The organism is Sulfitobacter sp. PM12, assembly GCF_045586035.1.
Lineage (GTDB): Bacteria > Pseudomonadota > Alphaproteobacteria > Rhodobacterales > Rhodobacteraceae > Sulfitobacter > Sulfitobacter pontiacus.
In genome coordinates this window covers 1,539,572-1,560,786 of sequence record NZ_CP151529.1, presented here as the reverse complement: position 1 = coordinate 1,560,786, position 21,215 = coordinate 1,539,572, and the positions used below count along the sequence as shown (strand labels likewise).

The 21,215-nt window shown below is 62.6% G+C and carries 22 protein-coding genes and 1 tRNA gene; 9 read left to right on the top strand and 14 right to left on the bottom strand.

The window, feature by feature from the left end; genetic code table 11:
• The first annotated feature begins 9 nt into the window (after positions 1–9).
• The 3 genes from AADW22_RS07465 to AADW22_RS07455 all read left to right on the top strand — a co-directional run bounded on the left by AADW22_RS07465 (position 10) and on the right by AADW22_RS07455 (position 3,933).
• Positions 10–1,293, top strand: a complete 1,284-nt coding sequence (locus tag AADW22_RS07465) for a serine hydrolase (protein WP_286699027.1) — start codon at positions 10–12, stop codon at positions 1,291–1,293.
• A gap of 185 nt (positions 1,294–1,478) precedes the next feature.
• Entirely contained in the window at positions 1,479–3,281 is a 1,803-nt protein-coding gene (locus tag AADW22_RS07460; RefSeq protein WP_407473404.1) for a cation:proton antiporter, read from the top strand.
• A gap of 139 nt (positions 3,282–3,420) precedes the next feature.
• Entirely contained in the window at positions 3,421–3,933 is a 513-nt protein-coding gene (locus tag AADW22_RS07455; RefSeq protein ID WP_407473403.1) for a hypothetical protein, read from the top strand.
• A 122-nt stretch (positions 3,934–4,055) separates the two neighbouring features.
• Here AADW22_RS07455 and AADW22_RS07450 read toward each other — a convergent pair.
• Positions 4,056–4,139: transfer RNA gene (locus AADW22_RS07450), tRNA-Leu, on the bottom strand.
• Positions 4,140–4,242: 103 nt separating this feature from the next.
• A complete protein-coding gene (locus AADW22_RS07445; protein WP_407473402.1) occupies positions 4,243–5,085 on the bottom strand; it encodes an NAD(P)H-hydrate dehydratase in 843 nt (280 codons plus the stop codon).
• A gap of 246 nt (positions 5,086–5,331) precedes the next feature.
• Here AADW22_RS07445 and AADW22_RS07440 point away from each other — a divergent pair, with 246 nt between their 5' ends.
• The 4 genes from AADW22_RS07440 (at position 5,332) to AADW22_RS07425 (ending at position 8,783) form a co-directional block, all read left to right on the top strand.
• Positions 5,332–5,670: a P-II family nitrogen regulator gene (locus AADW22_RS07440; protein ID WP_005852659.1), complete on the top strand. Its 339-nt coding sequence runs from the start codon at positions 5,332–5,334 to the stop codon at positions 5,668–5,670.
• A 36-nt stretch (positions 5,671–5,706) separates the two neighbouring features.
• On the top strand, positions 5,707–7,113 hold the full coding sequence (glnA, locus tag AADW22_RS07435; protein WP_005852657.1) for a type I glutamate--ammonia ligase: 1,407 nt from the start codon (positions 5,707–5,709) through the stop codon (positions 7,111–7,113).
• A 149-nt stretch (positions 7,114–7,262) separates the two neighbouring features.
• Complete coding sequence (locus tag AADW22_RS07430; protein WP_005852656.1) at positions 7,263–8,066, top strand: lytic transglycosylase domain-containing protein; 804 nt, start codon at positions 7,263–7,265, stop codon at positions 8,064–8,066.
• 279 nt (positions 8,067–8,345) lie between these two features.
• Positions 8,346–8,783, top strand: coding sequence for a glyoxalase superfamily protein (locus AADW22_RS07425; protein WP_243251756.1), 438 nt, complete (start codon positions 8,346–8,348; stop codon positions 8,781–8,783).
• Positions 8,784–8,822: 39 nt separating this feature from the next.
• On the opposite strand, the gene AADW22_RS07420 is transcribed toward AADW22_RS07425, so the two are convergent.
• The 10 genes from AADW22_RS07420 to yajC form a co-directional block, all read right to left on the bottom strand.
• Positions 8,823–9,545 carry a DUF3445 domain-containing protein gene (locus AADW22_RS07420; RefSeq protein WP_243251755.1) on the bottom strand — a complete coding sequence of 241 codons (723 nt, stop codon included), beginning with the start codon at positions 9,543–9,545 and terminating at the stop codon, positions 8,823–8,825.
• 149 nt (positions 9,546–9,694) lie between these two features.
• Positions 9,695–10,234 (bottom strand): DsbE family thiol:disulfide interchange protein, encoded by a 540-nt coding sequence (locus AADW22_RS07415; RefSeq protein ID WP_037943946.1) that lies wholly within the window; start codon positions 10,232–10,234, stop codon positions 9,695–9,697.
• Positions 10,227–10,376 carry a heme exporter protein CcmD gene (ccmD, locus tag AADW22_RS07410; protein WP_107277682.1) on the bottom strand — a complete coding sequence of 50 codons (150 nt, stop codon included), beginning with the start codon at positions 10,374–10,376 and terminating at the stop codon, positions 10,227–10,229. The genes AADW22_RS07415 and ccmD overlap by 8 nt, the downstream gene beginning before the upstream one ends.
• Positions 10,376–11,110, bottom strand: a complete 735-nt coding sequence (locus tag AADW22_RS07405; protein WP_005852651.1) for a heme ABC transporter permease — start codon at positions 11,108–11,110, stop codon at positions 10,376–10,378. The genes ccmD and AADW22_RS07405 overlap by 1 nt, the downstream gene beginning before the upstream one ends.
• Positions 11,111–11,162: 52 nt before the next feature.
• Complete coding sequence (gene ccmB / locus AADW22_RS07400; protein ID WP_005852650.1) at positions 11,163–11,819, bottom strand: heme exporter protein CcmB; 657 nt, start codon at positions 11,817–11,819, stop codon at positions 11,163–11,165.
• Entirely contained in the window at positions 11,816–12,433 is a 618-nt protein-coding gene (gene ccmA / locus AADW22_RS07395; RefSeq protein ID WP_407473401.1) for a heme ABC exporter ATP-binding protein CcmA, read from the bottom strand. Before ccmA ends, ccmB begins: the two co-directional genes overlap by 4 nt.
• A 1-nt stretch (position 12,434) precedes the next feature.
• Complete coding sequence (locus tag AADW22_RS07390; RefSeq protein ID WP_005852646.1) at positions 12,435–12,788, bottom strand: Mth938-like domain-containing protein; 354 nt, start codon at positions 12,786–12,788, stop codon at positions 12,435–12,437.
• A gap of 166 nt (positions 12,789–12,954) precedes the next feature.
• Positions 12,955–13,923, bottom strand: a complete 969-nt coding sequence (gene secF, locus AADW22_RS07385) for a protein translocase subunit SecF (protein ID WP_037943943.1) — start codon at positions 13,921–13,923, stop codon at positions 12,955–12,957.
• 11 nt (positions 13,924–13,934) lie between these two features.
• Complete coding sequence (secD, locus tag AADW22_RS07380; protein ID WP_037943942.1) at positions 13,935–15,584, bottom strand: protein translocase subunit SecD; 1,650 nt, start codon at positions 15,582–15,584, stop codon at positions 13,935–13,937.
• Positions 15,585–15,620: 36 nt separating this feature from the next.
• Positions 15,621–15,899: a preprotein translocase subunit YajC gene (gene yajC, locus AADW22_RS07375; RefSeq protein WP_005852640.1), complete on the bottom strand. Its 279-nt coding sequence runs from the start codon at positions 15,897–15,899 to the stop codon at positions 15,621–15,623.
• Positions 15,900–16,163: 264 nt separating this feature from the next.
• Between yajC and serS the strand changes: the two genes are divergently transcribed.
• Positions 16,164–17,456 carry a serine--tRNA ligase gene (serS, locus tag AADW22_RS07370; RefSeq protein ID WP_304950587.1) on the top strand — a complete coding sequence of 431 codons (1,293 nt, stop codon included), beginning with the start codon at positions 16,164–16,166 and terminating at the stop codon, positions 17,454–17,456.
• A 59-nt stretch (positions 17,457–17,515) separates the two neighbouring features.
• Entirely contained in the window at positions 17,516–18,223 is a 708-nt protein-coding gene (locus AADW22_RS07365; protein ID WP_407473400.1) for a hypothetical protein, read from the top strand.
• Positions 18,224–18,282: 59 nt separating this feature from the next.
• Here the strand turns inward: AADW22_RS07365 and der are convergent, their stop codons facing one another.
• Positions 18,283–19,758: a ribosome biogenesis GTPase Der gene (gene der, locus AADW22_RS07360; RefSeq protein WP_407473399.1), complete on the bottom strand. Its 1,476-nt coding sequence runs from the start codon at positions 19,756–19,758 to the stop codon at positions 18,283–18,285.
• Between the two features lie 50 nt (positions 19,759–19,808).
• Positions 19,809–21,188 (bottom strand): PQQ-binding-like beta-propeller repeat protein, encoded by a 1,380-nt coding sequence (locus AADW22_RS07355; protein ID WP_407473398.1) that lies wholly within the window; start codon positions 21,186–21,188, stop codon positions 19,809–19,811.
• Positions 21,189–21,215: the final 27 nt, after the last annotated feature.

Here is a 21,215-nt window from a genome sequence, read left to right as displayed (position 1 = left end):
GGAGACATAATGAAACATTTCAGATCAGGTCTGGTCGCCGGGGCGCTGGCCCTTGGCACCGCCTTTGCCACCCTAACCCCCGCATGGGCCCAAGAGCTGCCCCGCGGCGATGCGACCGCCTTGGGGTTCGACCCTGACCGACTGGCGCGGATGGATGCCACCTTTGGCGCGCTGGTGGACAAGGGGATGACGCCGGGGGCCGTGCTGATGCTGATCCGCGACGGTCAGATCGCGCATCTGTCCACGATGGGCAAACGCACCCCCGACGGGGAGCCGATGACCGAAGACACGCTGTTCCGCATCTACTCCATGACCAAACCCATCACATCCGTCGCCGCGATGATGCTGGTCGAAGAAGGCAAACTGCTGCTGAACGCGCCCGTCTCAACCTATCTGCCCGCCTATAAGACCCTGACCGTGGTCACAGGTGAGAAAGACGCCGAGGGCAAGCCCGTGACCCGCCCCGCCAAAGGCGTGATGACCGTCCGCGACCTGATGCGCCATACCTCGGGGCTGACCTATGGCTTCTTCGGGGCCGGTCCCGCGCGCGAGGCCTATAACGCGGCCGGGGTCGCCTCGCCCGAGAACACGGCGATCGAACAGGCCAATCTGCTGGCGTCCCTGCCGCTGGAGCATGACCCCGGCACCACATGGGAATACTCCCGCGCGACGGATGTTCTGGGCGCGGTGGTAGAGGTCGCCTCAGGCCAGACGCTTGAAGAATTCATGAAGGCGCGTATCTTCGACCCGCTGGGGATGGAGGATACGGCCTTCTACATCGATGACGCTGCGGATTTCCCGCGGATCGCCGAACCCTTCGCCGATCAGGCCAAACTGGGCAGCCGCGATGTTTTTGACCCGCGCGTGCGCAAGCCGAACCAGTCGGGCGGCGGCGGGCTGATGTCCACCGTGCATGACTACGCCAAATTCGCGCAGATGATGCTGAATGGCGGAGAGTTGAACGGCACGCGGCTGCTGTCGCCCAAGTCGGTGCAGCTAATGACCTCGAACCACCTTGAAGGCATCAAACCCGGCAAATACTACCTGCCCGGCCCCGGCTACGGCTTTGGTCTGGGGTACGCTGTGCGACTTGAAACCGGCAATGCCCCGTCAATGGGCTCCGCCGGTGAATACAACTGGGGCGGTGCCGCGGGAACCGGCTATCACGCGGACCCCGCCGAAGATATGATCGCGCTGCTGATGATCCAGTCGCCCGCCAATCGGGGCCCGCTGCGGCTGATCTTCAAGAACCTCGCCTTTAGCACGCTGGCCGACAGCCGCGTCGACGACTGACCCCGCGGGGCCACGCGCCCTGCCCCATACCCTCGCGCAAAAGGCCCCTGACGTCGGGGCCTTTTGTCGTTCAACACGACAGATCGCTGGCTTGCGACAGGGAAACCCCCTAAAATTTCACACCGGCCATTGTCAGCGGGATGGTCCGCGTTACGTCATCGCTTTGATTATAAAGGGTTCACATTGTGGCAACAGAAACACTCGGCGCGCTAAATCCTGTAACTGCGATCGCATTGGTCGGCGCGATCGGGGTGGGGTCACAATGGATCGCATGGCGGCTGCGCATGCCCGCGATCGTGCTGATGCTGGTGGCCGGCATCCTGATCGGGCCGGTTCTGGGCATCTTCGACCCCGCACGGGATATCGGGCCGTTGATGGGGCCGATGATCTCTATCGCTGTGGCGATTATCCTGTTCGAGGGCGGTCTGTCGCTGAACTTTCACACGCTGCAGGACGCGGTCGGCGGTGTCCGGCGGCTGGTCTATATCGGCGCGCCCCTTGGCTGGCTGATGTCGGCGCTGTCGCTGCATTATGTGGCGGGGCTCAGCTGGTCCAGCTCTGCCGTCTTTGGCGGGATCATGATCGTGACCGGCCCCACGGTGATCGCGCCGCTGTTGCGCACCGCGCGGCTGTCACGCCGCCCTGCCACCCTGCTGCAATGGGAGGCGATCCTGAACGACCCCATCGGCGCGCTGGCCGCCGTGCTGGCCTTCGAGGTCGTCATTGCGCTGAACACCGCGACAACAGCGTCCGAGGCGATGCTGGAGCTGTTTATCGGTGCCGCCGTCGCTACTGCCGCCGGTGTCGCTGCGGGGATCGGCCTGTCGCGCGCCTTCAAACGCGGCTGGGTGCCCGAGTATATGAAGGTGCCCGTGCTCTTTGCCCTGCTGCTGGGGGTCTTTGCCGCGTCCGATGCCGTGCTGCATGAAAGCGGGCTGCTGGCGGTGACCATCATGGGGATCGTGATCGCGAACTCCAAACTGCCCAGCTACGAGGAAATGCGCCGCTTCAAGGAACATGCCACCGTGCTGCTGGTGTCGGGCGTGTTCATCCTGCTGGCCGCAGGGCTGGATGTCGAAGCGCTTGGCAATCTTGACTGGCGCGCGGCGGCCTTTGTGGCTGTGGTGGTGCTGGTCGCACGGCCTGTGACGGTGTTTATCTCGCTCATCGGGTCGGGCATCCCGTTCCGCGAAAAATTGCTGGTGGCCCTGACCGGACCGCGCGGCGTCGTGCTGGTCGCGGTCGCGGGTCTGTTCGGCGAACGCCTGCTCAGCCTCGGGTTCGAGGACGCCGCCCTGATCGCGCCGCTTGCCTTTGCGCTTGTGGCGGTGACCGTGGTGGTCAACGGCTTCACCCTCGCACCCTTTGCGCGGCTTTTGGGGCTGACCGGTGCGGACACGCCCGGCGTGGTGATCATTGGCGGCTCGGACTGGACAACGCAGCTGGCCGAAGTGCTGAAAAAAGCGAAGGTTCCGGTGCTGATGACCGACCCCAACTTCATCCGCCTGCGCAAGGCGCGCGCGGCGGGGATCGACACATTCTCGGGCGACATTCTGTCAGAGGCGGCAGAGCAGCGCGTCGAACTCGTCAGCTATGCCACGCTGATCGCTGCCACGGATAACGACGCCTACAACACGCTGGTCACCACCGACCTGGCGCCGGAATTCGGCCGCGAGAATGTGTTTCAGGTGATGCGCGAGAAATCCGAAAGCAGCCGCCACCAACTGCCCCGCACCCTTGGCGGACGGCCGTTGGGCCTAGAGGCCACCCATGCGGAACTGCGTGATCTGATCGCCCAAGGCTGGCGCTTCCGCAGCACGCGTCTGTCCGAGGAGTTCACGTTGGAAGACTGGCGCGCCGAAAGCCCCGAGGCGCGGTTGCTCGCCCAGATCACCACCAGCGGCGAGATCAAGTTCATGCGCAAGAACGAAGAGTTCAAGGGCGGCGACGGCATCCATGTTATCGCTCTGCGCCCGCCAGAGGAGTGATCAGACCACACCGACCCGCGCAGCATACTATCTGCGCGGGTATTTCAGCTTTGCATTAACCTTAATTGGACCATTTTTTCGCCACACCGGTCAGGCAGTTGCTTCAGTCATGTAGGTAACCAACTGAAAAGGCAAATCTATGTTAATAAGTTCACTTTTCTCTGGCGGCAGCCAGCAGTCTCAGCCCAAAGGGGCCGAGAAACAGAAAGATAAGTCCGAGACCGGTAACACCGAAAAGAACAACGCCAAAGCCAAAGACGACCAGCCGGCCGCGCAAGAGACGCAGCCCACCGCTGAAACTGCCCCTGCGCAGTCGTCTCAGGCCGCCGCCCCCGCGCAGAAAGCGCAAGCCCCCGCTGCGGAGGCTCCGGCCCCCGTCGCCCCAACCCCGGTTGCCAGCTCGGACGCCGACGACAGCGGCATGAGCGAGGCGCAAGCCCGCGCCGCAGCCGAAGCCCGGATCGAAGCCGCACAGGCCCGCAGCCTGATCGACTCGATCGCGCCGGTCAGCAGCTCGCCCCAGCAGGCCAGCAAATCCTACCTGTCGGCCCTGCTGAAATCGAACGCGCCAACAGAGGCCGCATCAACGGCCAAATCCGCCGCTGAGCCCGTCGCCGACAAGGCCGACAAAGCGCTGAAAGCCGCCGCGTAACCCACGCAGCCCCGCCGCGCCCGAACACCCTTCGGGCGCGGCGCATGGTTCACAGCCAAGACAGACATCAAAACGCAAGCACTGAAGCGCGCGAATTATGTATGATTATCAATGAGTTGAAGTGGTGCGGGTGAAGGGACTCGAACCCCCACGCCATAGGCGCCAGAACCTAAATCTGGTGCGTCTACCAATTCCGCCACACCCGCATTGCGCGTTCACTATCAAAGAAATTTCCCAGTGGCGAGGGGGAAAAACGCGCATGACGTATAGTTTTCATCACCTGCCACGCGTGCCTGCACCCGACCGCCGCTAGAGGTCCAGCGCCTTGAAGACGCGGGGGATTTCTTCGACCAGATCTTCGGCGATCAGCCCCGGTCCGAACTGACGTGCTGCCTCTACATGCAGCCACGTGGCGTATTGCGCCGCCTCGAAAGGCGTGATGCCGCGGGCCAGCAGACCGGTGATCATGCCCGACAGCACATCCCCCGCGCCTGCGGTGGCAAGCCACGGGGCCGCGCGATCGCCCGTGCCGTGATGCGCCGCAACGCGGCCGTCGGGATGCGCGATCAGGGTTGTCGCCCCCTTATACAGAACAACCGCCCCCGCCTTTTGCGCCGCCATCAGACAGGCCTGCGCCTTATCGGCGTCACCCTCGGATATGCCTTTGAAAAGACGTGCGAACTCCCCGCCATGCGGGGTCAGCACGCAGTGCGGGCCAAGGCGCTCCCACAGGGTGGGCTCCTGCGCGATCAGGGTCAGCGCGTCGGCGTCCAGCACGCAGGGCTTACCGCAGTCAAGCACTGCCTGCACCAGCGCCACATGGGCCGGTTTCAGCCCCAAGCCCGGCCCGATGCACAGCGCCCGCACACGTTTGTCACCGGCCAGCTCTGCCAAATCCTCGGGGCCTGTGACGCGCGACAGCATCAGGGCGGTGATCTGCATCGCCACCTCCATCTGCGCGGCGGGCGGTACGGCCAGTGTGACCAGCCCCGCCCCCATCCGCAACGCCGCACGCCCGGACAGCCGCGCCGCACCCGTACGCCCGGCCCCACCGGTCACGACAATCGCATGCCCGTGGTCGAACTTATGCCCCTGCCCCTTGGCCAATTGATCAAAGTCCAGCGTGTCTGCGGTGATGGCAATCGATTGCATGGCAGCCCCTTTCTGGTCCGTCTTTTGCCCAAAGATAAACCACCTGGCCAAGCGATAGCCAGGCCTGCCAGCACATGGATTTTCAAACTGCACATATTTTAATCGCAGCGCACATAAAACAGCCGATGCGCACAAATTTTCGCCTCTTTCGGTGGACTCCATCGCGCGTCTGGTAGACCGTCGGCCCGCACGGTGAGATGACACCGATGTAGACCGAAAATCACCCGTCTGGCAGGGAGGCCTCAGATGAAAAAGATCGAAGCTGTAATCAAGCCGTTCAAGCTTGATGAAGTCAAGGAGGCGCTCCAAGAGGTTGGCGTTCAGGGCCTTAGCGTTATCGAAGTCAAAGGCTTCGGGCGTCAAAAGGGCCATACAGAATTGTACCGTGGCGCTGAATATGTCGTGGATTTTCTGCCCAAGGTAAAAATCGAAATCGTGTTGGACGACGATCAGGTAGACGCCGCCATCGAGGCCATCGTATCGGCCGCGAAGACCGAAAAGATCGGCGACGGCAAAATCTTCGTCAGCCCCATCGAACAAACAATCCGCATCCGTACCGGCGAGACCGGGTCAGACGCGCTTTAATCGAATTTACGAGATTCAAGAAAAGGATATCATCCAATGAGCACCAAGGACTTCCTGAAGAAGATCAAGGACGAGGACATCGAATACGTTGATGTACGTTTCACCGATACACGCGGTAAACTGCAGCACGTGACAATCGTCTCCGATCTTGTTGACGAAGATTTTGTCGAAGAAGGGTTCATGTTTGACGGCTCCTCCATCGCGGGTTGGAAAAGCATCGAAGCCTCCGACATGAAGCTGATGCTCGACACGGACACCGCTTATGTTGATCCGTTCTATGCCGAAAAAACCATCTGCGTGCACTGCTCTGTTGTAGAGCCCGACACCGGCGAAGCCTATGAGCGTGACCCCCGTGGCACCGCGCAAAAAGCCGAAGCCTATCTGAAAGCCTCCGGTATCGGTGATGTGGCCTATATGGGTCCGGAAGCCGAATTCTTCCTGTTCGATAACGTCAAATTCTCGAACTCGATCAACAAGGTATCCTACGAAGTTGATGCGTCCGACGCGTCCTGGAACACCGACACCGACTATGAAATGGGCAACATGGGCCACCGCCCGGGCCTCAAGGGCGGCTACTTCCCCGTGAACCCCACGGACGAAGCACAGGACCTGCGCGCCGAAATGCTTTCGACCATGAAACGTCTTGGCATGAAGGTCGACAAACACCACCACGAAGTGGCGTCCTGCCAGCACGAACTGGGCCTGATCTTCGGCACGCTGACCGAACAGGCGGACGAGCTGCAGAAATACAAATACGTGATCCACAACGTGGCGCACGCCTATGGTAAATCCGCAACCTTCATGCCCAAGCCGATCTATGGCGACAACGGCTCCGGCATGCACGTGAACATGTCGATCTGGAAAGACGGCAAGCCCCTGTTCGCAGGCGACAAATATGCCGACCTGAGCCAGGAAGCGCTGTATTTCATCGGCGGTATCCTTTCCCACGCGAAATCGCTGAACGCCTTCACCAACCCGGCGACCAACAGCTACAAGCGTCTGATCCCCGGTTTCGAAGCCCCCGTTCTACGCGCCTATTCCGCACGCAACCGCTCGGGCTGTGTCCGTATCCCATGGACCGAATCCCCCAAGGCAAAACGCGTAGAGGCCCGCTTCCCCGATCCGGCGGCAAACCCCTACCTGTGCTTTGCCGCGCTGCTGATGGCCGGCCTTGACGGGATCAAGAACAAGATCGATCCGGGCGAAGCCATGGATAAAAACCTCTATGATCTGCCCGCCGAAGAACTGGCCGATATCCCAACCGTTTCCGGTTCCCTGCGCGAAGCGCTGGAAGAACTGCAGTCGGATATGGATTACCTGCTGGCCGGTGACGTCTTCACCAAAGACCAGATCGAAGGCTATATCGAACTCAAGATGGAAGAAGTGCACAAATACGAGCACACCCCCCACCCTGTTGAATTCGGCATGTACTACAGCTGCTAAACGCGGTCCCCACCCGGACGGGTGGCCAGACCAACAGCAAAGGGCGTCCCTATCGGGGCGCCCTTTCGCTTGGAATGCGTCTTGCTATTTGAAGTTCGAAACAGCTGGGCTAGAGTCAGCCGAAGTTTAATATAGTCAGAGGTTATTTCATGCGCCCCACCAAACGTCTTGCCACGGCACTTATGCTTTCTTTGGGCTTCGCCGCCCCGGTTGCAGCGGCCCAATGTGGCAACAACGCGGGAGGCTTCGACGCCTGGAAACCCGCCTTCGCGAAAGAGGCCGCCGCCGCGGGTGTCGGTCAACGGGGGCTCGATGCACTGGCCAACGCGCGCTATGCCAGCAGCACCATCGCCGCCGACCGCAACCAGAAATCCTTCAACTATTCGCTCGATAAATTCATGCAGGTGCGCGGTGCCGATACGATCGTCGCCCAAGGCCGCAAGCGCAAAGCCCGCAATGCAAGCTTCTACCAGTCACTCGAAGCGCGCTACGGCGTGCCAGCGGGGGTGATCATCGCGATCCACGGGATGGAAACCGCCTTTGGTGGCTTCATGGGCGATACCTCGGTGGTCTCTGCGATCACAACGCTGACCTATGACTGCCGCCGCTCCGATTTCTTTGCCCCCCACGCCATCGGCGCGCTGAAACTGGTTGATACCGGCGCGATCAATGGCGGCACCAAAGGCGCGAAACATGGCGAGCTTGGCCACACCCAGTTCCTGCCCGGCAATGCCCTGCGCTATGGGGTGGACGGTAACGGCGACGGCCGCGTTGATTTCTACAACCAGACCGATGCGCTGGCCTCGACCGCGAACTTCCTGCGTCAGAAAGGCTGGCAACCCGGGGCCGGCTATCAGGAAGGGCAAACCAACTTCAATGTGATCAAACAGTGGAACGCTGCCGGCGTGTACCAGAAAGCCATCGCCATCATGGCCGCCCGTATCGACGGCTAACCCCCTCGAAAGTAAAAACAACCGCCACGCGCGCGCCGGTCCTGCGGCGCGCGCGTTTTGCTTCCAAATGGCTGAAAATCCTCGCCGAAGGCATCCGCCCCGTGCCACCCGCACCGCCCCATTGCAATTGCAGCACCCAAGCGCCATATAGCGCCCATAGGGAAAGGCCCCTGCCGTCCGCATATCGGTGAAGTCCTTGATCAAGAACACACCTTCAATCTCGCGGATTGACGGGCAACGCGGACCCCCTTCGACTTTTGCGAGAGCAGGAGTGTTATGATGACCACCCAAAACCATCCCACCGCCGTACCTTCGGCTGATGTGCTGAAATCCCAGGCCAAACGCTTGCGCGCGGACCTTGCAGCCCAAGGCACAGCACTGTCCCATGCGGCGACGCTGGAAATGGTGGCCCACCAATGGGGCGCGCGCGACTGGAACACGCTGAGCGCCCAGGCCGCGGCCCCTGCGCAGGGCTGGACGCCCGGGGACCGCGTGCAAGGCCGCTATCTAGGCCATCGCTTTACCGGCGTGGTGAAGGCGGCGCGGCTATCGGGCAGTGGCATGTGGTCGCTGACCCTGCGCTTTGACACGGCGATTGACGTTGTGACCTCGCCGCTGTTCAGCAATATGCGGCGGCAGATCAATGCGGTGGTCGATGCGCAGGGGGTTTCCCCACGCAAGACCTCTGACGGGCAGCCGCATCTGGTTCTGACCTAGCGCCATCAATCCCGAACCATCGCGCCTGTCTGGGTCCGCTCAGGCAGGCGCATCTCCGTCGCGCACCACATAGGTGTGGATCGTGAAGACCACCGCGTCGCTTTCGGGCAGACGCAGGATGCACTGCCGCTCTGACCGGATAAAGGGCATGTCGCTGCCTGTCTCGCGCCGCCGCGGCTGGTGCAGATCCGCATCCGCATAGCGCAGCTTGTTGAACCGCCACAGGGGCCGCTCTGCCCGCACGCCGTCAAACAGACGTTGCACACGCCGCGCGATATCGGCGTCATATTCCTCGACCGGGGCGTGAATGCCCGTCAGGGGTTGCTCTATCTTGTCCGCCAGCCGCCAGTTCGCCGGAAAGCACAGTGCCGCAGCGGTCAGCACATGTTCATCGCCACGCTTTTGCAGGATGCAGAGGTCTTCTTGCACCAGATGCGCCAGCGTCCACAGCGGTTGCGACCGGTCCAGCGTGACCTTGCGCCCGTCGGGGCAGAGCACCGCATCAGCCCCGAGGGTGAAACCGAAACGCGGCAGAAGGGTCAGCGCCTCGGACAGCAGCTCTGTCGCGGCGGGTCTGGCGGCCTCGCTTTGGTAGAAAACAGCCTCGGGTCGTTCCGCCAGCAACGCTTCGCGGTAGACCATCTGCGGCGCGTAGGCTTCGTCCATCAGCAGCCAGTCCTCCGCCCCGCAAGGCCCCGTGCCCGGCAATCCGGGCGTGCCGGTCTGCGCGTCCGGTAGTCTGGTTTGCAATATCACGGGCATGAGGTCTCCTTTTTGGTCAGCGGATGAGGGCTAGCCGCGGGGGGCAGCCGGGGCGAAACCGGCGGCGTGGCGCACAGGCCCGCTGCCGGGGCGCAGCCTGCTACGGGCCATGCCTTCGGCGAGGATTTAGGGCCATTTGGAAGCGGCTGTCAGTTCTTCAGAGCGTCTTGCAGCGCCGGCAGGAAGCGTTGTTCGTAGTCACTGCCGACCAACGGACCGGCGTAGCGGAACAGAACCGTGCCGTCGCCCGCAATGATGAAGGTCTCTGGCGGGGCGGTGACGCCCCAGTTGATGGCCGTGCGCCCCTGCGGGTCAAAGGCGACGCCTTCGAAAGGGTTGCCATCATTGGTCAGGTAGCTGGTTGCGGGGCCGACCGTGTCTTTGAAGTTGACCCCGATGATCGACAGCCCCTGCGCTTGCATATCAAGCAACTGCGGATGTTCGGCGCGGCAGGGCGGGCACCAGCTGGCCCAGAAGTTGACCAGCGTCACCTCGCCATTGGTCAGCACATCCGGTGCCGCGGCGGGAAACCCTTCCAGCGGTTTTTCCGGCAGCGCGGGGGCCATCTGCCCTACCAGCGTCGAGGGCAGCCCTTCGGGATCGGGGCGGAACATGCCAAAGGCGGCAAGAGCCACGAAACCGGCGAAAACCAGCGGTGGCGCGATCATGAGCGGAGAGATTTTAGCCATCTTTACGGGCCTCTATATCAGCAAGTGTGGCGCGGGCCTTGCGCCCTTTGTTCAGGCTCAGCCCCACCAGCCCCGCCAGCAGCAGCAGCGACACCCCATAGGCGGCCAGCACCTCGGCGGCGTATTTCCCAAGTTCCGGCATCATGCGCCCCTTTCGCTGCGCGCCAGCAGCGCGCGGGCGCGGCGCAGGCGGATTTCGGTCCCTGTGCGGTACAGAACCAGCGCCAGAAACAGCAGGCCAAAGCCGACCATACTGATCAGCAGCGGGTAGAAAAACACATCCGACACGGTACGACCGCCGGTAGCCAGCGGGACAGAGGTGCCTTGATGCAGCCCCTGATTCCAGAACTTGACCGCGTAGCGCGACAGCACCGCAAAGACCGAGCCCACCAGGCACAGGACCGAGGTCAGGTCTGCAGCGGTATCGGGGTCCTCGACCGCTTCCCACAGGGCGATATAGCCAAGGTAGAAGAGGAACAGGATCAGAAAGGACGTCAGCCGCGGATCCCATGCCCACCAGGTGCCCCACATGGGCTGCCCCCAGATCGCACCGGTGATCAGCGCGATCACTGTCATGGTAACGCCCACAGGGGCCGCCGCCTTGGCCGCGAGGGCGCTGACGTGATGCCGGCGGATCAGCCAGACCAGCGAGGCCACCAGCATCATGAACCACGCGTTGATCGCCATCAGCGCGGCGGGTACATGCAGGTAGATGATCTTGACCGTCGATCCCTGACGGTAATCGTCCGGCGTGCCGAAAAAGCCCCAGCCCAGACCGACGATCAGACACAGCGCCGCCCCCCCCCAGACATAGGGTTGTACGCGGGCCGAGAGGCCTAAAAATTTCACCGGATTGGCGTATTCCCATAAAGACATGGCGGGGTTCTATCGCTCCGTTTCCTGGCACTCAATGGTCAAAAGCGCGCACTCACCTTAAGGTCATCCGCAGCACCGCGGCAGAGGCGAAGGGCATGAGCGCGATGGTGCCAAAGGTGATGCCAGCCAGCAGGGTCAGAGGGGTCGTGGCATCCAGCCCCATTGCGCCGCGGCGCGCGGCCTCTGCCCCGAAGATCAGCGTCGGCACGTACAGCGGCAGCACCAGCAACGACATCAGCAACCCGCCGCGTTTGATGCCCACGGTCAGCGCCGCGCCAAAGGTGCCGATCACCGACAGCGCGGGCGTGCCCAGACCCAGCGAGGCCACCAACCACAGATACCCCGAAGGCGCGAGGTTCAGCATCACCCCCAACACAGGCGCCGCAAGCACCAGCGGCAGCCCTGTCGTCACCCAGTGGGACAGCGCCTTGACGCTCAACGCCGCCTCAAGCGGCAGCGGTGCCGTGGCCAGCAGGTCCAGCGTGCCATCCTCGTAATCCAGCGCAAGCAACCGGTCGAGCGAGAGCAGGCAGGCCAGCAGCGCCCCCAGCCAAAGCACACCGGGCGCGATGGTCCCCAACAGATCGGGTTGCGGCCCGACCGAGAAGGGCACCAGTACGGTCACAATCAGGAAGAACGCCAGCCCAAGGCCAAAGCCCCCGCCCGCCCGAAAGGCAAGCATCAGGTCACGGCGCAGCAAGGCGATCACAGGAAAGCCTCGTCACTGGCACCGCTGCGCTGTGATGGTTTGGCGCGAAACGGGGTGATGTCAAAGCTATGCGCTTTCAGGCCAAGGTCGATATGTGTCGCGATCAGCGCCATGCCGCCCGCCCCCAGATGCGCCGTCACCGCCGCGGCGAAAAGCCCAACGGCGGCGGCGTCCAGCGACACGGTCGGCTCGTCCAGCACCCAGATGGGCCGCCCCGTGACCATCAACCGCGCCAGCCCCAAGCGTCGCTTTTGCCCCGCCGACAAGGTGCCTGCCAGCCGGTCTTGCAGCGGCTCAAGGTCATAGGCGGCCAATGCGTCAGAGATATCGCGCTGCCCGAAGACCTGTGCCCAGAATGTGAGGTTTTCGCGCACGCTCAGCATCGCTTTCAGCCCGTCGGCATGACCGGCGTAGGCGATGGTTTCCTCTGCCCCGTCGATCTGCCCCGACAAGGGCGGTTGCAGCCCCGCGATGCAGCGCAGCAGCGTGGTCTTGCCCGCCCCGTTCGGACCACGCAGGATCAAGGCAGCCCCCGGTTCAACCGCAAAGGACACCCCGTCCAGCACGGGCACACCGCCGCGCGCGACGGCAAGGTCGGTGACACGCAGGGTCATATCAGACGGGGATCATCGCCAAAGCGATGCGACGGCCTTCGCTGAGCAGGACGTTGTATGTCCGCGCCGCCGCGGGGGACGACATGACATCAACCCCGATGCCCGCATCTTCCAGCGTGCTGCGCAGGTCGGCCGGGATATGCGCAATCTCGGCCCCGGTGCCGATGAACAGGATGTCGATCTTGCCCGCCAACGCCAGCAGCGGTGCGTGATCGTCGAAGCCTTGCCACGCAGAAACCCCAGAGGTGCCTGCGATCACCGGCCCTTCGAACACAGTGCCGCCAATACGGAAGAAACCGGGGCCATAGCCTTCGACGGGTTTGGCATCCGAATACACGACCTCATTCAAACGCATGATGTTCTCCTTCTCGCGGGGGCTGCGCGATCATAGCGGATCACGCGCGGACAATACAGGTCAACTGGCGGTGAAATGGGGCGGGCCCTATGGGCAAAGCGTCGCGCCGGAGGCGGGCGCGGAACGGTGCTGCCAGCAAGGGGTGCCCTGCTGACAGCGAAATATATTACGCGTCGATGTTGGCGTATTGGCCGGTGTTGTTGTTGTCTTTCTTGGACCAGTCGCGTTTGACGCCCAGAAACAGCACGACGTTCTTGGCCACATAGACCGAAGAATAGGTGCCCACAACAACGCCCCATGTAATCGCGAAGACAAAGCCACGGATCACATCGCCGCCCAGAACCAGCAGCGCGATGAGCGCGAGCAAGGTGGTGCCCGATGTCATCAAGGTCCGGCTCAGAGTTTCGTTAACGCTGAGGTTCATGATCTCGCGCAGGTCGCGTTTCTTGTATTTGCGCAGATTTTCACGCAGGCGGTCAAAGATCACCACGGTGTCGTTGATCGAATAGCCGATGATGGTCAGGATCGCCGCGATCACCGCCAGATCGAACCGGATCTGCAGGGCCGAGAAGACGCCGATGGTCAACACCACATCATGAAACAGCGCCGCGACCGCCCCGACAGAGAACTGCCATTCGAACCTGAGCCAGATGTAGATCAGGATCGCCCCGAGGGAGGCGGCAACGGCCAGAAACGCGGTCTGGATCAGCTCGCCCGACACTTTGGGGCCAACAGATTCGACCGAGGTGAAGACGATGTTCGGGGCAACGGTTTTCAACGCTTCCTCGACATTCTGGATCATCTCGGGGGATGCGGCCTCTTCGCCCTCCTGGGCTTGGATGCGGACCATCGCGACATGTTTGGTGCTGTCGCTGGCAGGGTCAAACACCTCTGAGATGGACACATCGCCAAGCTCCAGCGGTTCCAGCGCCGTGCGGTAGGCCGCCACGTCCACGGCTGCGTCGCTTTGCGTGCGCAGGGTCGTGCCCCCGCGGAAGTCGATGCCGTAGTTCAGACCCATGGTGAACCACACGGCCAAGGCCAGCAGCACCGCCACACAGGAAGCCCCAAAGGTCAGTCTAGCGTGTTTGAAGAAGTCGATATTCGTATCGTCGGGGATCAGTCTCAGCCGCATGGTGCGCGTTCCTATACCGTGATTGTCTTGGGACGGCGGCGTTCAAACCAGAACACCACGATCAGACGTGTGACGAAATACGCCGTAAAGACCGACGTTACGATGCCAAGTCCCAGCGTCACCGCGAACCCGCGCACAGGGCCGGAGCCAAGCACAAAGAGGATCGTTGCAATGATGAAGGTGGTGATGTTGGCGTCCAGAATGGCGCTAAGCGCGCGTTCATAGCCAAGGCTGATGGCGCGGGCCGGTCCCTTGGCGGTCTTGAGCTCTTCGCGGATGCGTTCAAAGATCAGCACGTTGGCGTCCACCGCCATACCCACTGTCAGAACGATCCCCGCGATACCGGGCAGGGTCAGCGTGGCACCAATCAGGCTCAGCAAGCCAAAGATCATGCCGACGTTGATGATCAGCGCGATATTGGCAAACAGCCCGAACAGCCCGTAGCTGGCCCACATAAAGAACAGTACCGCGGCAAAGGCGACGCTGGTCGCGATCTTGCCCGCGTCAATGCTGTCTTGCCCCAGTTCCGGCCCGATGGTGCGTTCCTCGACAAAGGTCAGCCCCGCGGGCAAGGCCCCTGCCCGCAGCAAGACGGCCAGATTGGTGGATTCCTCGACAGTGAAGTTGCCGGTGATGATACCCGACCCGCCGGGAATAGCGCTTTGGATGGTGGGGGCGCTGATGACCTCGTCATCCAGTACAATGGCGAAAGGCGCGCCGATGTTCTCTGCCGTGTAGGTGCCGAACTTGCGCGCGCCGGTGGTGTCAAAGCGGAAGCTGACAGCGGGGCGGCCGTTCTGGTCAAAGCTGGGCTGCGCATCGACCAGCTGTTCGCCGGTCACGACGGGCGCGGTTTCGATGATGTAGAAGACACCGGGCGCTTCGGCGTCGGGCAAAAGCGAATTGCCCAGACCCGGCGCCGCGTTTTCATTGGCACCACGGTTCACCACGGGGTTGAACGTCAGCTGCGCGGTGGTCCCGATGATCGCTTTCAGCTCTGCGGCCGACCCGATGCCGGGCACCTGAATAAGGATACGGTCCGAACCCTGACGCTGGATCGTGGGCTCACGTGTACCCACCTCGTCGATGCGGCGGCGGATGATTTCCAGCGACTGCTGCATCGTGCGCTCGTCCGTGGCCTGTTTCTCGGCATCGGTCAGCGTGATGGTGATGATGTCATTGGCACCGTTTACCACGATGTCGTTTTGCCCTGTGCCCGTCAGCGACTGCACGGGGCGGGCCAAGGCACGGGTCGCCTCCAGCGCTTGTGCCATGACAGAGGCATCGTTGATGCGCACGCGCAGCTCGCCCTTGGGGGCGTCAACGCGGCGGACCGGCGTGATCGAGCGTAACGCATCGCGGACCTCGGGCCAGGCGGCTTCCATCCGGTTGGCGTAAACATCTTCGACATTCACTTCGGCCAGCAAATGGGCCCCGCCGCGCAGATCGAGGCCAAGGTTGACCAGACGTTCCGGCATCCACTCGGGCCAAAGCGCCTTTTGCGCCTCAAGCTCGGGGGTGGCGCCAGCAACGCTGATCGCCTTGACCGCATCATTGTGCTGTTCGACGGGACCGTAAAACGCATTGGGCAGCGCCAGCCACAGGCCAGCGGCACAGGTGAGGATGATCAACACCCGTTTCCACAGATCAATCTGAAGCATGGTACTGCCCTTTTCTCGACACGCCCGAAGGGGCGCTTACTTGGCTGGTTCGGTCTTGGAGACGACGGTGGCGATGGTCGATTGCACAACGCGCACTTTGACGTTGTCGGCCAGTTCGACTTCCAGCTCGCCGTCATCTTTGACTTTGACGACTTTGCCGATCAGACCGCCAGCGGTGACCACTTGATCGCCACGACGCAGACCGTCCACCATTGCCTTATGCTCTTTCACCTTCTTTTGCTGAGGGCGGATAAGCAGAAAATACATGATCGCGAAGATCAGGATCAGGGGTACAAATTGCTGAATGGCTTCCATGGAGGTCGTCCTTTGTGTTGGGCGCATGCCGCAAACGGCCTGCCGTCTAAGTTTGGCGGAACCTATGGTCAGACGCGGGGCTTTGCAAGGTGGGTTCCGGGGGGAAATGGCGCTGCCCGGTGTCGCAGCCTGCAATAAGCTGTTTGCGCAAGCATCATAGGGCCGGATCGCCCCCCGGCGCATCCACATCTGGCACCGCGATCCACAATCGGGCATAACGCGCGCAACGCAGATTATGCGACTCGGACGACAAAGGAACAGCCCATGCACGACATCAAAGCCATCCGTGAAAACCCCGATGCTTTCGACGCCGCCCTCGCACGGCGCGGCGACACCCCTGTGAGCGCGCAGGTACTGGCACTGGACGAGGCACGGCGGGCCAAGATTTCAGCAGCGGAAACCGCGCAGGCCGAGCAGAACAAAGCCTCCAAACTGGTTGGCGCGGCCAAGGCCAAGGGCGACGAGGCCGAATTCGAACGTCTGCGCACCTTGGTCAGCGACAAGAAGGCCGAAGTCACCGCCATGCAGGCAGAGGCCAAGGATCTGGACGCGCAGTTGACTGACATGCTGGCGCGCATCCCCAACCTGCCCGCCGATGATGCCCCCGACGGCGCGGACGAGGCTGACAATGTCGAAGTGAACCGCTGGGGCGATGTACCAACGTTTGATTTCAAGGCGAAAGAGCATTTCGAGATCGCCAGCGTCGCGGCGTCGATGGATTTCGAAACCGCCGCCAAAACCTCCGGCGCGCGCTTTGTGATGCTTAAAGGGGCCGTGGCGCGGATTCACCGTGCGCTGGCGCAGTTCATGATCGACACCCATGTCGATGAAAACGGGCTGACCGAACATATGACCCCCGTGCTGGTGCGCGACGAGGCGATGTATGGCACCGACAAGCTGCCCAAGTTCGGCGACGACAGCTATCAGACCACAAACGGCTGGTGGCTGATCCCCACCTCCGAAGTGACGCTGACCTATTCGGTCGCCGGTGACGTGCTGGAAGAAGCCGCCCTGCCCCGCCGGATGACCGCCCACACCCTGTGCTTCCGTTCCGAGGCGGGCAGCGCGGGCCGCGACACCTCGGGCATGCTGCGTCAGCACCAGTTCGAGAAAGTCGAGATGGTATCGGTCACCCACCCCGATCAATCCGACGACGAACAAAAGCGGATGCTGCGCTGTGCCGAAGACATGCTGGAACGTCTGGGCGTGCCTTACCGCACCGTGATCCTGTGCACCGGTGACATGGGTTTTGGCGCGCGCCGGACCTTTGACATCGAGGCATGGCTCCCCGGTCAGAACGCCTACCGCGAGATCAGCTCTGTCTCGACCACGGGGGATTTTCAGGCGCGGCGGATGAACGCACGGTTCAAACCCGCAGATGGCGGCAAACCGCAGTTCGTGCACACGTTGAACGGCTCCGGTCTGGCCGTCGGGCGCTGCCTGATCGCGGTGCTGGAAAACGGCCAGCAGGCCGATGGGTCGGTCAAACTGCCCGATGTGCTGGCCCCCTATCTGGGCGGCAAGACCACTTTGGGCGTTGACGGCACGCTCAGCTGATTGAACGCTGGGATCATGGGGCTATCTGAGGCGAGAACCACTTTTCGCAAGGTAGCCCGATGTCCCGTTCCCTTATTGCCCTTTTGACCTTTCTGCTGGCGATCGGCTTTGCCCTGTCGCCTTTTTTTGTCTCCGGCTTCAACGGCTTTTCGCCGGACCAATTCCCAATTCCCCAAGACAACCCGCCGGTGCAGCCTGCGGGCTACGCGTTCTCGATCTGGGGGCTGATCTATGTCTGGCTGATCGTCGGCATGGGCTGGGGCCTGTGGAAACGCCGCGAGGATTACCTTTGGCACGACATGCGTCTGCCGCTTGCGCTGTCGCTGTTTGTGGGCTGTTTCTGGCTTGCGGTGGCCGTGGCCAGCCCGATCTGGGCGTCGGTGTTGATCTGGGTGATGCTGGTGTCGGCGCTTTACGCGTTGTTCCGCGCCCCGCGAGAAGATCGCGGCTTTGCTGCCCTGCCCGTGGGGCTTTATGCGGGCTGGCTGAGCGCGGCATCCTGCGTGTCTCTGGGGCTGGTGGCGGCCGGTTATGGCTGGATGAGCGGGCCAACCGCGGGGCTGGTCTTTGTCGGGCTGGCGATTGTGATTGCAGCGGGGGTGCAATCGTCGCTGATGCGCGCGCCGACCTATGGGATCGGGGTGATCTGGGCGCTGATCGCTGTTGTGGTGGCGAATGTCGCGACGGCCCCGACCGTTGCGGCGCTGGCCGCGGGGGGTGCCATTGCGTTGATCCTGCCCACCTACCGGTCATGGCGGCGCGGCTAAACGCAAAGGACCGGAGTTTTGTAAACTCCGGTCCCGATTTTTCGAAAGCTCTACAGTCCCTAGCGGTCCTTGCGGTGCCCGTCGGTATGTTTGCGCAGCTTCGACGGTTTCGCCTTTTTGCGCCCCTTATAGGGGTTGGCGTCCGATTGGCCGCGCATCCACAGGCGGATCGGCGTGCCCGGCATGTCAAAGTCGATCCGTAACCCGTTGACAAGATAGCGGTTATAGCTTTCCGGCACCTTATCGGGGTGGCTGCACATGACCACGAACCCCGGCGGGCGGGTCTTGGCTTGGGTCATATAGCGCAGCTTGATACGCTTGCCCTGCGGCGCGGGGGGCGGGTGCGCCTCCATCATCCCAGACAGCCAGCGGTTGAGCTGTGCCGTGGTGACACGGCGGTTCCAGACCTCATAGGCGCGCATGATCGCGTTGTGCAAACGGTCCATCCCGCGCCCGGTCTTGGCCGAAACGGTCACCAAAGGCGCGCCCTTGAGCTGCGGCAGAAGCCGTTCAAAGCTTTCGCGCAGGTCTTTCAACTTGCCCTGTTTGTCGGTCTCAAGGTCCCATTTGTTCACCGCAACCACAACGGCGCGGCCTTCGCGTTCGGCCAGATCGGCGATGCGCAGGTCTTGCTGTTCAAAGGGGATATCCGCATCCAGCAGAACCACCACGACCTCGGCGAATTTCACCGCACGTAAACCATCGCTGACGCTCAGCTTTTCGAGCTTTTCCTGCACCTTGGCGCGTTTACGCATCCCGGCGGTGTCAAAGATCCGCATGGGCACGTCGAACCAGTCGGTCTGCAGCGAAATCGCATCACGGGTGATCCCCGCCTCCGGTCCGGTGAGCAGACGATCTTCGCCCATAATCTGGTTGATCAGGGTGGATTTGCCTGCGTTCGGGCGCCCTACGACGGCCACCTGCAAGGGCTTGGTCTTGGTGGGGACGGGCATGGGTGCCTCTTCGTCGCCCAGTTCGGCTTCTTCTTCGGTCAGGTCCACATCTGTTTCCGGCGCATCGGTTTGCGCCCGCTCGGCGAAGCCGTCAGCGATTGGCATCAGATGGGTGTAAAGGTCGTTCAGCCCCTCGCCGTGTTCGGCAGACAGGCGGATCGGTTCGCCAAGGCCAAGGCTGTAGGCCTCGATCACACCGGCGTCGGCGGCTTTGCCCTCTGCCTTGTTGGCGGCCAGAATGACATGGGCGGATTTCTTGCGCAGGATATCGGCAAAGACCAGATCAGACGGCGTGACACCGACGCGGGCGTCGATCATGAACAGGCAGATGTCCGCCATATCCACGGCACGTTCTGTCAGGCGGCGCATCCGGCCCTGCAAACTGTCGTCGGTGACTTCTTCAAGTCCGGCGGTATCCACCACAGTGAATCGCAGGTCGGCAAGCCGCGCCGCGCCTTCGCGCAGATCGCGCGTCACACCGGGCTGATCATCGACCAACGCCAGCTTTTTACCGACCAGACGGTTGAACAGCGTGGATTTCCCGACGTTGGGACGGCCCACAATGGCGAGGGTGAAAGACATGGAACGGCTCCGAAGACTAGGTCAAGCCCGCCGCTTAGCCTATTTGCGGCCTAACGGAAAGCGTGCAATTGCCCTTTCGCGGATACGACGTACAGAACGCCCCCCGCCACGACCGGCGCAGTGGTCGCCCCGCCGGGGATCATCACCTGTGCAACCAACGCGCCATTGGTGGGGTCAAAGCTGCGCAGCGTACCATCGCTAGAGGCCACGATCACGCGGCCACCGGCAAGGATGGGGCCGTAGTTGCCAAAGACCTCGGACTGGCGCTTGGGCTTGTCCTTGACGAAATTCGGCAGCGGCGTGCCCCAGATGCGGGTGCCGGTGCTGGCATCCAGACGCACCAGCTCGTTCAGGTCGGTCACGACAAAGACGCTGTCGCCTGCGGGCCAGACGGGGCCGATCGCGCCTTCGCGCGCGGTCCACTGGCGTTCGCCGCCGCCAAGGCTCAGCGCCGCCAGACGGCCCGACTGGTTGCCCACGTAAACGGTATCGCCCGAGATCACCGGCGCGCTTGTCACGTCAGAGATATTGGCCAGCGCGCGCCCCGGGCGTTTGCCCACGACAGACGTGTTCCAACGATCCAGCCCGCCCTGACGGAAGAGCCCTTGCACCTCGCCCGAGCCAAAGGCCAGCACGGCGATCTGCGACCCCACGGCGGGGGCCGGTGCGCCAAGCACATTGTTGATGCTGCTGGTCGATCCGGTCTGCCATTGCACGCGGCCATTGGATTTATCCAGCGCCCAACCGGTATCGTCGCCGGAGGTGAAATAGACCATATCGCCAAAGACTGTCGGGGCCCCCGATCCGGTACCGTCGATATCCTGTGTCCAGCGCGTGCCGCCACTGTCGACATCCAGCGCCGTGACCGACCCGAAGCCGAGCGAAACATAGACTGTGTTGCCATCGACGGCCAAGCCGCCGCCCGTCGCATCCCCCTGCCCGTCGCTTTGCGGCGTCAGGTCACGGGTCCAGAGGGTCGCCCCCGATGTGGCAGAGGTCGCGGTGACCGTCGCGCCGGAATCGATGGTGAACACACGCCCACCCGACACGACAGGCGTCGCGGTGATGCGCTGCTTGCGGCTGTCGCCCTTCCCGATAGAGGCGGACCACGCAAGCTGCGGTGCCGCACCAAGCGCGGGGTGGCTGACGCGGGTGCTTGGTGTGCCCGGGCTTTGCGACCAGCTCGCGTTTGCAGTCGCCGCGGGCAGCGAAATCGCGCGTGTTGTATTGGCTGGCACCGGCGCATCGGCGGGGGCTGCAAAGCCGTCGCTGCCTTGCAGGACCGATCGCACATCCTCGCGCACGCCGGGCAGGATCACCTCTGGTTCGGCGCAGGCCGACAGCAGCAGCGATGCCACCACCGCCCCCATCCCAAGTGAGGCACGGCGCGTCGACGTGGGTTTCAAGGAGATGCTGTGGAGAATGGTCATGGCCCTGCTCGCTTTGCTCTTTAAGTC